Below are 12935 nucleotides of genomic sequence, written 5' to 3' on the forward strand. Positions count from 1 at the left end.
CAACGTCAACGGCGTGCCACAGCCGAACGACCAGGACCACACCGTCGACATCATGTTCGTGGTCGACCCGGGCAAGCGTGCCTACGTCAACCGCATCAACTACCGCGGCAACACCAAGACCGAAGACCAGGTGCTGCGCCGCGAAATGCGCCAGATGGAAGGTGGCTGGGCTTCGACCTACCTGATCGACCAGTCCAAGACCCGCCTGCAGCGCCTGGGCTTCTTCAAGGACGTGAACGTTGAAACGCCAGCGGTAGCCGGTGTCGATGACCAGGTCGACGTGAACTACAGCGTCGAGGAGCAAGCCTCCGGTTCGATCACCGCCAGTGTCGGCTTCGCCCAGAGCGCCGGCCTGATCCTGGGCGGTTCGATCAGCCAGAACAACTTCCTCGGCACCGGCAACCGGGTGTCGATTGGCCTGACCCGCTCGGAATACCAGACCAAGTACAACTTCGGCTTTACCAACCCCTACTTCACCGAAGATGGCGTGAGCCTGGGCTACAACCTGTTCTACAGCAGCACCGACTACAGCGACTACTATGACGACGGCGTTTCCTACTACGCCATCAACAGCTACGGCGCCGGGGTGAACTTCGGCTACCCGATCAACGAAACGTCGCGCCTGACCTTCGGCCTGACCCTGCAGCACGACGACATCAACCCCGGCACTTACAGCGCCGACGAGATCTACGACTTCATCCAGCGCGAAGGCGAAAGCTTCAACAACCTCAAGGCCTCGATCGGCTGGTCGGCATCGACCCTGAACAAGGGCGTGCTGGCCACCCGCGGCCACTCCCAAAGCCTGACCCTGATGGCGACCACGCCAGGCAGCGACCTGTCGTTCTACAAGCTCGACTACACCGGCCAGACCTTCCTGCCGTTGAGCACCACCACCACCCTGCGCCTGCACACCAGCCTGGGCTACGGCAATGGCTACGGCTCCACCGACGGCCTGCCCTTCTACGAAAGCTACACCGCCGGTGGCCAAGGCTCGGTGCGCGGTTTCAAGGACGGCACCCTCGGCCCACGCAGCACGCCGGCCACCGGCGCCTATGCCAGCGAAGGCCAGGCGTATTACTCCGACCGCGACACTGACGTGCTGGGCGGCAACATCCTGGTGACGGGCGGTGCCGAGTACATTTTCCCCGTGCCCTTCGTCAAGGACCAGAGCCAGCTGCGCAGCTCGGTGTTCGTCGACGCCGGCAACGTGTACGCCGACAAATGCTACCTGTCCACCACCCAAGGCTGTGGCAACGTGGACCTTAACCAGCTGGCCGTGTCGGTGGGCATCGGCGTGACCTGGTACAGCCCAATGGGGCCGTTGAGCTTCAGCCTGGCGGCGCCGTTGAAGAAGCCAGACAACGCCGAGACGCAGATCTTCCAGTTCTCCCTGGGCCAGACGTTCTGATTCACCGTCGCGAGCTCCATTCCCGTACACCTGTAGGAGCGAGCGCAGCTCGCGATGGGCTGCAAGGCAGCCCCGGCGCTCTGTGCTGCGAAGCTGCGAACCTGGGGCCGCTACGCGCCCCATCGCGAGCTGCGCTCGCTCCTACCAGGGCAGGGCGCAGTTTTTTTGATGACACGCGCCACACAAATTACCCGCTTTTACCCTCGCTTAACCCAAGTTGACAGTCAGCTTGCCTAAGCTGAGATCCACATGAACAGGCCTGACAGGTAACCCCATGCCCCCCTTCGCACCCGCCGCGCTGGCCACGGCACTGCACGATGACGTTCCGCCCTCGCTGCTCGCCCTGGTGCAACAGCGCCTGGCCGCCCTGCTCGGCCCGCGCTACACGGTCATCCTCGCCGCCAGCGGCGAACAACCCAGCCACTACCACCTGGCCATCCAGCACAGCCAGAGCGGCGTGTCGATGGAAGACAGCGGCCCCATCGGCCCAGACGTTGCCGAGCACCTGCTGGCCCTTGGCGGCCAGGTCAAGGCCATGCTCGACTCGCCCACCTTCGCCCGCATGGGCAGCGACGACCCCACGCGCCCCCTGGTGTGGCTGCGCGACCAGGCTTTTTGACCGTGCGCTGACCGCCTGTCGCCTGGGCAAAAGTCACTAAACTGCTGACCGGCCAGAACTTTTCCCCATTTACTTGTCTATTGGGACATGCACACGCGTGCACCGAACGCGACCCGAAGGTGCCGCGCCGGTGCATGTCCCTATGTCAACCTGGGGTTGTCCTAGCACATGAACATCAAACTTCCGAGACTGCTGCTCACTGGCCTGTTCGCACTCGCCGCCATCGGTTCGGCCCACGCGAACCCGATGCACACCTCGAACCCTGCCCTGGCCAACCCAACGGCCGTGCAGGCACCGGCAAGGGCTGCCGAAAACCCCTGGCCGAGCCTGGCCAGCGTGGCCGATGCCCAACCCACCACACTGTTGGCCCATGACGACCGCTACTGGCGCGACGGCCGTTGGCACTATCGCAGCGAAGACCGCCGCCGCGAAGAATGGCGCCGCGCCCAATGGCGCCGCGAGCAGGCCCGCCGCGAGGCCGAACGCCGCCGCGACTGGGAGCGCCACCACCGCAATGCCCATTACGATGACCACCGCTACCACCGTTGAGACCATAACGTATCTGACATAGCCAACATGCCTGGCGCGCCATGGGCGCGCCGGCATCGCTTCTCCAGAATGGTGCTTGCCATTCGAAAACAAGGAGAAGCGAAATGTCCAATTCCGCCACCGCCTGCCAGAGCGTCACCTGGAACCCGATCACCCAGGCCAGTTCGTTCCCCCCCCACGACCGTGACATCCTCACCCGCCACTGGCACCCCGTCGCCTTCGGCCACGAAGTAGGCGACAAACCCTATGCCGTCACCCTGCTCGACGAACCCATCGTGCTGTACCGCGCCGGGGGCAAGCTCAATGCCGCCCGCGATATCTGCAGCCACCGTGGCGCGCCGCTGAGCCGTGGCTGGGTGCAGGGCGAAAACATCATTTGCCCCTACCACGGGCTGCACTTCGGCACCGACGGGCGTTGCACCCGCATTCCTTCCGAACCCAACGCCAACCTTACCGAACGCCACCGCATCCAGATGTACACGGCCCGCGAGGCGTTCGGCCTGGTCTGGGTGCTGATTAACGGCCACGACGCACCGTTCCCGGAAATGCCCTCCTGGGACGACGCCAGCTACCAGCGCATCCTGCCCCCTTCAATCGACATCGCCGCCTCGGCCGGGCGCCAGGTAGAGGGATTCATCGATGTTGCCCACTTTGCCTGGATTCACCACGATGCCTTCGCCGACCGCGACAACCCGGTGGTGCCAACCTACAAGGCCGAACTCACCGCCCACGGCCTGCACGCCGAGTACGTCAGCAGCGTGAGCAATTTCCCCAAGCACCTGCAGCACCGTGCACCCAGCGGTTTCCAGTGGGTGCGCACCTTCGATGTATTCGCCCCGTTCACCGCGCGCCTGGCGGTCAACTTCCCCGATCCCCAGCAGCGGTTGGTGATTCTCAACGCCGCCAGCCCGATTTCCGCGCGTAAAACCCGCATGTTCTGCGCCATCACCCGCAACTTCGACCAAGACCTGCCGCTGGACGATGTGTACGCCTTCAACCAGCAGGTTTTCGAGGAGGACCGCGACATCGTCGAGCTGTGCCGCCCCGAAGACCTGCCACTGGACCTGTCGCTGGAAATCCACATTCCCGCCGACCGTTCGTCCACCGCGTACCGCCGCGCCTTGAGCAAGCTGGGCCTGGGCCGCGCCTTTACCAGCTAAGCGCCAACTGCCTTGGGAGTATCGAGCATGTACAAATGGGAATGCCTGGTGTGTGGCTTCATCTATGACGAAGCCCTGGGAATACCGGAAGACGGCATCAAGGCCGGCACCCGCTGGGAGGATGTGCCCCCGGACTGGTTCTGCCCGGAATGCGGCGTGGGCAAGGGCGACTTCGACATGATCCGCCTGCCCCAGGACAGCGCCGCGGCCCAGCCGCCAGCCCCGGCAGTGGCGCAACCGGTGGTGATCCTCGGCAGCGGCCTGGCCGGCTACACCGTGGCCCGTGAACTGCGCAAGCTGGACCCCGACGTCGCCATGGTGATCGTCACCCGCGATGGCGGCGAGTTCTATTCCAAGCCTGCGCTGTCCAATGCCTTGCAAAGTGGCCGGCTGCCCGAGCAGTTGGTCACCCACAGCGCCGCGCAGATGGCCGAGCAGTTGCGTGCCCAGGTCATCACCACCCGCCGCGTGGAGCGGATCGACATCGCCAACCAGTGCGTGCACATCGAAGGCCAGGTGCAAGGCTACAGCGCGCTGGTGCTGGCCTTGGGCGCCGACCCACGGCGCCCAACGCTGGAAGGCGACGCCACGGGCGCGATCATCACCGTCAACGACCTTGACGATTACCGCCACTTTCGCCAGCAAATCGGCCAGGCCAGCCGCATCGCCATCCTCGGTGGCGGGCTGATCGGTTGCGAATTCGCCAACGACCTGCGCCACGCCGGGCATGCGGTGAGCATCGTCGACCGCGCCAATTGGCCCTTGAGCCGCCTGTTGCCGGCACCGGCTGGCGAAGCGATGGCCAAGGCCCTGCAGTCGATCGGGGTGGGGTTGGCCCTGGGGGCGACGCCCGTGGCCGTGCGCCAGCATGGCCAGGCGCTGCAGGTGTGCATGGACGATGGCCAGGTGCTGGAGGTGGACTACGTGCTCAGCGCCATCGGCCTGGCGCCACGGGTGGAGCTGGCCCGTGCCGCGGGCCTTGCGGTGGCCGGCGGCATCGTCACCGATGCCTGGCTGCAAACCAGTGCCAAGGGTGTCTATGCCCTGGGTGACTGCGCCCAGGTGCATGACCGGGTGCTGCCCTATGTGCTGCCGATCATGCACCAGGCCCGCGCCCTGGCCCGGACCCTGGCCGGCCAGCCGACTGCAGTCGCCTACCCGGCCATGCCGGTAACCATCAAGACCAGCGTGTTGCCCACGATTGTCGCCTCACCGGTGGAAGAGCACGGGGCCTGGTCGACCGAGCTGCTGGGCCATTGCGAACAGGGTATCGCCAAGGTTCGCGCCCTCTACCACGGCCCCCGGCAGCAGTTGCAGGGCTTCGTGCTGATGGGCGCTGCCACTGCGGAAAAAGCGGAGCTGGTCAAAGGCCTGGCGAACGGGGGGTAACGGCCCAGCTAATCGGTATATAGTTATCTATATACCGAACCCTTCCTGCCTGGTAGCCAGCCCCATGCCCAACTGCGACACCCAGCTGCTGCGCACGCTGCATATCCTGCTCACCGAATGCAGCGTGTCGCGCAGTGCCGAACGCCTCGGGCAAAGCCAGCCCGCCGTCAGCGTGGCCCTGCGCCGCTTGCGCCAGCTCACCGGCGACCCCCTGCTGGTGCGCAGTGGCAGCCGCATGGTACTGACCAGCCATGGGCAGAGCCTGATCGAGCCCGTCGCCCAGGCCCTGGCCGGGATCGAGCAGGTGCTGCACCCGATCGACCGCTTCGACCCCGCCACCACCCGCCAGCACTTTCGCATCAGCACCCCGGACTACCTCAGCGTGTTCTTCGTGCCCGCCATCATCGAACGCTTCCAGGCCCAGGCGCCGTTCGCCACCCTGGAGCTTACCCACCTGCAGGCCGAAGGCGGCTATGCCCGCGGGCTGGAGGAAGGCGCGCTGGACCTGGTCATCGGCAATTGGCGCAGCCCGGCGCAACACCTGCACCTGCAGGCATTGTGCGATGACGATTTGGTGTGCCTGGTGCGCGACGGCCACCCGGTGCCGCCCGGCGCCCTCGACCGCGAGGCCTACCTGCAGGCAGACCACCTGGACGTGCTGACCCACAATGCCTCCGGCCAGGGCACGATTGGCGCGGAACTGGAGCGCAGCGGCCTGGCCCGGCGGGTGACCACGACCCTGCCGTACTTTTGCCTGGCGCCCTACGCCCTGGTCAAAAGCAACCTGGTGTTCACCACCACGCGGGCATTTGCCAGGCATTACGCCGAACTGCTGCCGGTGCGAATCGAGCCGTTCCCGGTACCGGCCCAGCCCCTGCGCTATTACCAGCTATGGCACGCACGCAAGCACCGGGCCCAGGCCTCGAAGTGGCTGCGCGGCCTGGTGCTGGCGGCAGCCAAGGTCATTGCCTGAGCAACTGGCCGATAATTCTCACGCACATTCGCTGTATATTTTTGTATATTGCGCATTCCCCATCTTCAGCGCGCTGATCGAGGCATCAGGCGCCGCCAGGAATCGTTGCCGTGTACATCATGCCGTTCGAACTGCCGCGAGAAACCCCCAAGGCGCCGGATGATCCCGCGCCCGACCCGGTTCGCAGGGTTATCCTCGATGCCGCCAGCGAAGCGTTCGCCCTGCAGGGGTACGCCGCGACCAAGCTGTCGGTGATTGCCGCACTGGCCAGCCTGCCGCGCTCCAACGTGCTCTACTACTTCAAGACCAAGGCCAACCTCTATATGCAGGTGCTGGCCGACATTGCCCCGCGCTACCTGCAGGCATGCGCGCCGTTTCAACATGGCGATGCACCCCTGGAGGCCTTGAGCCGCACGGTGACCTCGATGCTGCAACTGTTCGAAGGCCAACCGTTTGCCTCGAAGGTGTTCTTGCAGGAACTCAAGGAAGGTGGCCGGCGCATTCCGGGGGATTTCCTGGATTGTTGGGCGAGCCAGGCACGGCAGAACACCGCGCAGATTCGGCAGTGGGTGGACAATGGCAAGCTGGCGGCGGTGAACCCCGAGCATGTGTTGCCGTCGGTGTGGGCCATGGCCCAGTCGTGCCTTGGCAGGGGTTGGGATGCGCCGCGCGGTGGGGCCCAGCCTTTGGACTATCGCGTTGCCAGTGCGTCGGTGCACCGGCTGCTGAGCGGCTTGGCGCCGGGTTAGCGATAGCGCGTGTGAGATCGAGCGCCGCCTACGCGGCGCATCGCGAGCTGCGCTCGCTCCTACCGGTTTAGATAGCCTCCGTAGGAGCGAGCGCAGCTCGCGAAGCGCCGCGCGGGCGTCGCTCGATCTCACAGGCACCTACCCACCCCAGTCAGCCCCGCTCGTCATAGCGCAACAACCGCCCGGCATTGGACAACACCAGCAACGTACTGAAGTTGTGCAGCAACGCCGCGATCATCGCCCCCGCGGCCCCCAGCAAACCAAACGCCGCCGCCAGCATGATCGCCAAGGTCCAGCCCAGGCCGATCAACACATTCACCTGCAAGGTACGCCGGCACAGGCGGCTCAGGCGCACGCAGGTGCCCAGGCGGCGCAGGTCGCCATTGATCAGCACGATGTCAGCCGCCGCCAGCGCGATATCCGCACCGCCCGCCCCCATCGCCACGCCCACCGCGCCGGCCTTCAGTGCCAGCGAGTCGTTGATCCCATCGCCCACCACCAATGGCCGAAAACCGGCCTGCAACTCCTGGTTCACCTGGGCCAGCTTGTCCTGTGGCAAAGCTTCGGCCACCACCCGGCTGACACCAACCTGCGCGGCGATCGCATCGGCGACGCGGCGGCGGTCGCCGGTCAGCAGCAACTGGCGCTGCAAGCCCAACTCGCGCAATTGCTGCAGGGCATCGGCCGCCTCGGCACGTACGTTGTCAGCCAGCAGCAACCAGGCCAGGAAGCGGCCATTCAAGGCCAGGCCGGCAATCGGGCCGTCATGGGCCGGCACCGGCCCGTGTTCGATGCCCAGCCGGCCGAACAGCTCTGGCCGCCCCAGCGCCGCCTCACCCTGCCCCGTCTGGGCAACGATGCCAAAGCCCTGGCGCTCCTGCACATCGAGCAGCGGCAATTGCTCGGCATGCACCACCAACGCAGCCAAGGCGCGGCTGACCGGGTGGCTGCTGGCACTGGCAAGGCTGGCGGCCAGGCGCACGGCGGCGGCCTGGTCGACGCTGGCGTCGGCCAGTTCGACACTGCGCAGGCGCAGGTCGCCGTAGGTCAGGGTGCCGGTCTTGTCGATCACCAGCGACGTCAGGTCGGCCAGTTCCTCCAGGAACGCCGAGCCGCGAATCAGGATGCCATGCCGGGCAGCCACGGCGATGCCGGCCACCGCCGTGGCCGGCGCCGACAGCACCAACGCGCAGGGGCACGCCGCCACCAGCACCGCCAGCATGGCCTGGGCATCGCTGGTGATGAACCAGGTGACAGCGGCAATCAGCAGCACCAGCACCAGGTAGCGCCCGGCATGGCGTTCGAGCAGGCGGGTAATCGGCGGTTTGGCGCGCTCGGCGCGCTGCATCAGGGCGATGACCTTGCCCAGCGTGGAATCGTCACCCACCCGGGTGATTTCCACCCGCAGCAGGCCGTCGAGGTTGATCGAGCCGCCGTGGATGTCCATGCCGGGCGCAACTTCCAGGGGCACCGCCTCGCCCGTGATGGGCGCGCAGTCAAGGCTGGCGTGCCCCTCCACCACCCGGCCATCGGCCGGCACCCGGTCACCGGCGCGCACCTCGACCTGGTCGCCCGGCTGCAGGCTGGCATTGTCGACCTCGCGTACCTCGCCGCTGCTGCCAATCAGCCGCGCCTGGCTGCGGGTCAGGCGCCCCAGCGCGGCAATCGCTTCCTGGGAGCCCAGCACGCTGCGCTCTTCAAGCATGTGGCCGAAGATCATGATGATCGGCAGCAACGCGGCGGTCGCCAAGTCGCCGGTGGCCCAGGCGCCGAGCATGGCCAGGCCGATCAACTGGTCGGTGATGCCGTGCAGGCTGGGCCGCAACAAGCTGTGCCAGGCCGAGCGCAGCACCGGAATGGCCACCAGCAGCGACGCCGCGCCCAGCAGCAACTGGCTGACTTCGTACTGCTGCGGCAACAACCAGCGCCACAGCAGGCCTAGCCCGAGCAGCCCCAGGGCGAGCATGGCCAGGGTCAGCTGGCGCGCGGCGCTGCGCTGCTCGGCAGCGCTCAGCAGGCCTGTACCCAGGTGGAAGTGGGCATGGTGCCCGTCACAGTGATGGCTACTCAAGGCTTGGGCCCCTGCAGGATCATGTGCCCTGCGTCCTGGTTATCGACGGTGGTGACAGCGCCGGCCCGGGCAAGAATCGCCGGGATGCGCTCGCGGTAAAGGCGCTGCAGCAATTGCGGGTCGTGCTCCTGGCTGAGCGCAACGATGGTGGCGGTGTCGGCGTGGGCGCGGGCCAGCCGCTCGCGGGCTTCGGCCTGGGCCACCTGCACGGTGCGGTCTGCCGCCTGGGTGGCTTGCTGCAAGCGCTGAGCGGCGTCGTTGCGCGCCCTGGCCACCGCCTGCTCGGCCTGCTGGCTGGCAGTGAGCACGCCATTGAAGGCACTGACGGCCGACCACGGCAGGGAGGACTGGATATCCACCCGGGTCACCTCGATGCCCAGGCCCGCCCCGGCCGCCTGCAGGCGCCCCAGGCTGGTGTTGATGCCCTGCTGCAAATCGCCGCGCAGGCGCTCGCGGCGCTCGGCTGCCTGGGCGTCGGCGCCCACCAGTTCGGGACGCGCAACCAGGATGGCGTCCATGTCGCGGGAGGCGCAAACCTGCACGGCATTGCGTTCTACCAGGCGGTCCAGCGCAGGTTCCACGTGGTTGCCCTGGCGGGCGAATGCGTAGGGGTCGGTCACCTGGTAGAACACCCGCACATCCAGCTGCACGGCCCCGGCATCCCCGGTGAGCAGGTAGCCGGAACCAGCCGTGGCGTCACTGGCCAGGGTGCCGTCCTTGTCGGATTTCTGCGCCAGCGCCGAGCGCAGCAGCAGCTCGACCCGGCGCTCGCTGACGCGCCCGGCCGAAGGCAGCATCACCACCTGTTCGAACGGCTGCGGCCAGGCAAGCAGCAGGCCGGCATTCTGGATACGCTCCTCGGCGCCCAGGCGCAGCACCACGGCCCGGCTTTCCGGGCCGACCTGGCGCACATTGCCGAACAGCCAGCCCAGCGCCGCCAGCAGGGTGGCGGCGTACAAGGCGAGAAAGCCGATGCGCCCGGCCTGCAGCCAAGGCCCTTCGGCGCCTGTTTCACGGTTTGTCATGGGCGCCTCCCGCGGGGGCCATCAGCAGTGGCCCGTCCACCAGCGCCCGGAACGGTGCGGCGTCGGTGCGCAGCACCAGGCGGGTGCCGGGGTTGATGACCGCACCCAGGGTGTCCAGCGAGCGCAGCAAGGTATACAGCTGCGGCGCGCCGGCGTAGGCCTTGCCGTAGACCTGCGCGGCTTCCACTTGTGCCTGGGCCTGGATTTGCGCCGCCTTGGCGTTGGCATCGGCCTCCAGGATGCGTGCATCGCGCTCGGCACCCGACTGTATTTCGGCAGCCTTGCGCTTGCCTTCGGCGGTGCGCTCGGTGGCGATGGTTTCGCGTTCGGCGCGCATGCGGTCGACGGTGGCATCGAGGGTGACCTTGGGCAGGGTCAGGCGCTCGATGCCTACCTGCACCACGCGCACCCCGTAGGTGTCGGCCAGCTGCTGGGCGATCTGCTGGTTCAGGCGTTGCTCGAAGGCGTCGATGCGCACCCGGCTGGCATCGACATTGACCAGGTCGGCCAGCTCGAAGCCGCTGGCCGTGGTTTCCAGCGCCGAGCCCACCAAGGTACGGATTTGCCGGGCCGCTTCGTCGGGCTGGTTCTGTACCGCACGCATGAACAGCTGGATATGCTGCGGGTCAGGGGCAACCTGCCAGGCGATATAGGCCTGGACAATGATGCGCAAGCCATCGCGCGTGCCCACATCCTGCAAGCCGCTGGAGGTGGTGCGCAGGCGTAGGTCGACCGGCACCGCGGTTTCGAACGGCACCGGCCAGCGCCAAGCCAGGCCCGGTTCGGTGAGGATGCGCGCCGGGTTGCCGAAGCGCGTGATGACCGTGGCTTCCCCCACGCGGACCTGGATGAAACAGGCGGTAACGGCCATGACCAGCACCAGCAGCAGTGCCACGCCGAGGCGCAGCCAGGCCGGGCGACCAGTACCCTGTCCATGGTCGTGGTCGTGGTCGTGGTCGTGGTCGTGAGCAGAATGATCATGCCCGTGGGCGTGTGTGCTATGGGGACTCACTGGGTGCGCTCCTGGGAACGGCCGGAAACGGATGGGGACTGTGCAGGGTCGACCGGGGCTGCGTAACTGCGCAGGTCCAGGGTCGGTGCCTGGGTTTGCGCCAGGCGGTGGTCGATGATCAGGCTGTTGGCCCCGGCCATGCCGTGGGCCAGGCGGTCCAGGTACTGCTCCAGCAGAAATGCCTGCCCGGCCTGCTGCCAGGCGCTGCGTTCGGCACTGAAGCGCAAGGCGGCGGTGTCGGCCTCGGCCTGCGTGGCATGGGCGTCGGCAGTGGCCTTGTCGACCAGCGCGGTGGCGGTTTGCCGGGCCTGGTTGGCTTGCTGCGCGGCTTGCCCGCGGTCGCGGGCGATCAGTGCCTGGGCGGTGATCTGCGCAGCCTGCACGGCATGGTAGGCGTTGGCCGCACCAGCCGGCGGGTGAATCGCTTCCACTGCGGTGGCCAGCAGTTCCACGCCGCTGCCCATGCGGTCGAGGTCGGCCTGCACGGCGCGGCCGATGTCACGCCCAAGCGCCTCGCGCTCGGCGCCCAGCAGGCCATCCAGGGAACGGCCGGCAAAGTCGTGCACCAGCACCCGGTTGGCCGTGCTGCGCAACAGCTGGGCGACATCGGCGCTGTGGTAGGTGGCTGCCAGCGCTGCTTCATCGCTCAGGCCGATGCGGTAGATGAAGCGCACGTCCATATTGACCACTTGAAAGCCTTGGCGCCCGCCGTCGGTGCCGGCAATCACCTGGGAGTTCTCGCTCAGGTGGGTGGCATCCCACAGGCGGTTCGCCGCCAGCGGTGCGGGGCCTTCGGCAGCAGCCAGCGGTTCGGCGGCGCGGTCGGCGCCGGAGGTGGCCAGTTCATGGATGACGCTGTTGTCGACCATCAGCACCCGGCCAAACGGCCATGGCAGGCCCAGGTGCAAGCCTGGCGGGTACACCGCCACCGGCTTGCCGAAACGCTCGTAGATGCCACGGTTGCTCATGGGCACCTGAACCAGGCTGGTCAGCAACCAGCCTGCCAGGGCCACGCACAGCAGCACCGGCAGCAAGGCCCGGCGCATGAAGGCAAAGGCCCAGACTTGCCGCAGGTCGATGCCCAGGCGCTGGTGCAGCTCGCCTTGCAACACCGCCAAGGGCCGGGGTGGCCATTGCAGCAGGCTGGCCACCAGGCAGCGGGCCACCAACGGGGGCTCTTCGCGCGGGCGCCGTGGGCGAAACAGCGACACCGCTGCCCGCACCAGCAGCTCCAGCGCCGCCAGCGCCGGCAACACCCCCAGCAGCACCGCCAGCCAGGCTGGCCACAGGCGCTGCCCGTCGACGCCCAACAGGCAGACCACGCTCACTGCCTGCACGGCGATGACCAGGCGCATCAGCCCAGCCAACGGCGCGGCCTCGGGCCAGCTTGAGGGCGATTCGGCGGCCAGGTGGCGCTCGGTCACCACCAGCCCGAAAGCCGCCACTGTGAACAGGCCGATGGCCAGCCAGCTAGCCTGCCCTGCCGGTTGTGGCACCGGCAAGTCGAACCGCCACACGCCGCTGACCAACAGCAGCGCCAGCAAGGCCAGCCCGCCCAGCCAGAATACTTGCGTTCCCATGGCCTCAAGCCTGCGCCGCCAGGCTTGGGCGAGGTTGTGGCTCCACAACGCGAAGCCGGTCAGCACCTCAGGCTCGGCCGCAGCACCCTGGCCGCGCCAGAACAGCAGCGAAGTGGCCGGCGCGCCAATGGCCTGGGCGCGCCAGAAGGCCACCCGCCAGGCAGACTGCGCGCCAGCGGCCAGCAGCAACAGCCCAGCCGCGTTGACCCCTAGCAGCACCACCCAATGGGAGTCGGCGTTGAAGATTTTTATCAGGCCCTGCAGCATCCACAACAGCAAGGCGGCGGCCAGTGCCAGGTACGTCAGCACCACCAGCCGTCGAGCCTGGCCTTGGGCGCGTTGAAAACGGGGAAAGCCATCGAGGTCTTGTGCCTCGCTGTCCAGATCGACTCTCATGAAG

General features: G+C 67.2%; 11 protein-coding genes. 7 read left to right on the forward strand and 4 right to left on the reverse strand.

All coding sequences use genetic code 11. From position 1 onward, the window contains the following. From bamA to F3J45_RS02585, 7 genes are all read left to right on the forward strand, one after another. The coding region (gene bamA / locus F3J45_RS02555) for an outer membrane protein assembly factor BamA (RefSeq protein ID WP_167056869.1) at positions 1–1408 on the forward strand (1408 nt) is incomplete at its 5' end. Positions 1409–1682: 274 nt separating this feature from the next. After that, positions 1683–2027, forward strand: coding sequence for a hypothetical protein (locus F3J45_RS02560; protein ID WP_167056873.1), 345 nt, complete (start codon positions 1683–1685; stop codon positions 2025–2027). A 168-nt stretch (positions 2028–2195) separates the two neighbouring features. Next, positions 2196–2576, forward strand: a complete 381-nt coding sequence (locus tag F3J45_RS02565) for a hypothetical protein (RefSeq protein WP_167056876.1) — start codon at positions 2196–2198, stop codon at positions 2574–2576. Between the two features lie 104 nt (positions 2577–2680). Next, positions 2681–3736 carry an aromatic ring-hydroxylating dioxygenase subunit alpha gene (locus F3J45_RS02570; RefSeq protein ID WP_167056878.1) on the forward strand — a complete coding sequence of 352 codons (1056 nt, stop codon included), beginning with the start codon at positions 2681–2683 and terminating at the stop codon, positions 3734–3736. A 27-nt stretch (positions 3737–3763) separates the two neighbouring features. Continuing rightward, a complete protein-coding gene (locus F3J45_RS02575) occupies positions 3764–5125 on the forward strand; it encodes an FAD-dependent oxidoreductase (protein ID WP_167056881.1) in 1362 nt (453 codons plus the stop codon). A 64-nt stretch (positions 5126–5189) separates the two neighbouring features. Continuing rightward, positions 5190–6098, forward strand: a complete 909-nt coding sequence (locus F3J45_RS02580; RefSeq protein WP_167056887.1) for a LysR family transcriptional regulator — start codon at positions 5190–5192, stop codon at positions 6096–6098. Positions 6099–6217: 119 nt separating this feature from the next. After that, positions 6218–6847 carry a TetR family transcriptional regulator C-terminal domain-containing protein gene (locus tag F3J45_RS02585; RefSeq protein ID WP_167057797.1) on the forward strand — a complete coding sequence of 210 codons (630 nt, stop codon included), beginning with the start codon at positions 6218–6220 and terminating at the stop codon, positions 6845–6847. 151 nt (positions 6848–6998) lie between these two features. Here the strand turns inward: F3J45_RS02585 and F3J45_RS02590 are convergent, their stop codons facing one another. The 4 genes from F3J45_RS02590 to hflK (F3J45_RS02605) form a co-directional block, all read right to left on the reverse strand. Beyond that, positions 6999–8813: a heavy metal translocating P-type ATPase gene (locus F3J45_RS02590; RefSeq protein ID WP_167057800.1), complete on the reverse strand. Its 1815-nt coding sequence runs from the start codon at positions 8811–8813 to the stop codon at positions 6999–7001. 101 nt (positions 8814–8914) lie between these two features. Then, positions 8915–9943, reverse strand: coding sequence for a protease modulator HflK (gene hflK, locus F3J45_RS02595; protein ID WP_167056888.1), 1029 nt, complete (start codon positions 9941–9943; stop codon positions 8915–8917). Then, positions 9930–10955: a protease modulator HflC gene (hflC, locus tag F3J45_RS02600; protein WP_167056892.1), complete on the reverse strand. Its 1026-nt coding sequence runs from the start codon at positions 10953–10955 to the stop codon at positions 9930–9932. The genes hflK (F3J45_RS02595) and hflC overlap by 14 nt, the downstream gene beginning before the upstream one ends. Continuing rightward, on the reverse strand, positions 10952–12931 hold the full coding sequence (gene hflK / locus F3J45_RS02605; RefSeq protein ID WP_167056904.1) for a protease modulator HflK: 1980 nt from the start codon (positions 12929–12931) through the stop codon (positions 10952–10954). Before hflK (F3J45_RS02605) ends, hflC begins: the two co-directional genes overlap by 4 nt. Positions 12932–12935 lie beyond the last annotated feature (4 nt).

The sequence above is a fragment of the Pantoea sp. Ap-967 genome, assembly GCF_011752565.1.
Classification (GTDB): domain Bacteria; phylum Pseudomonadota; class Gammaproteobacteria; order Pseudomonadales; family Pseudomonadaceae; genus Aquipseudomonas.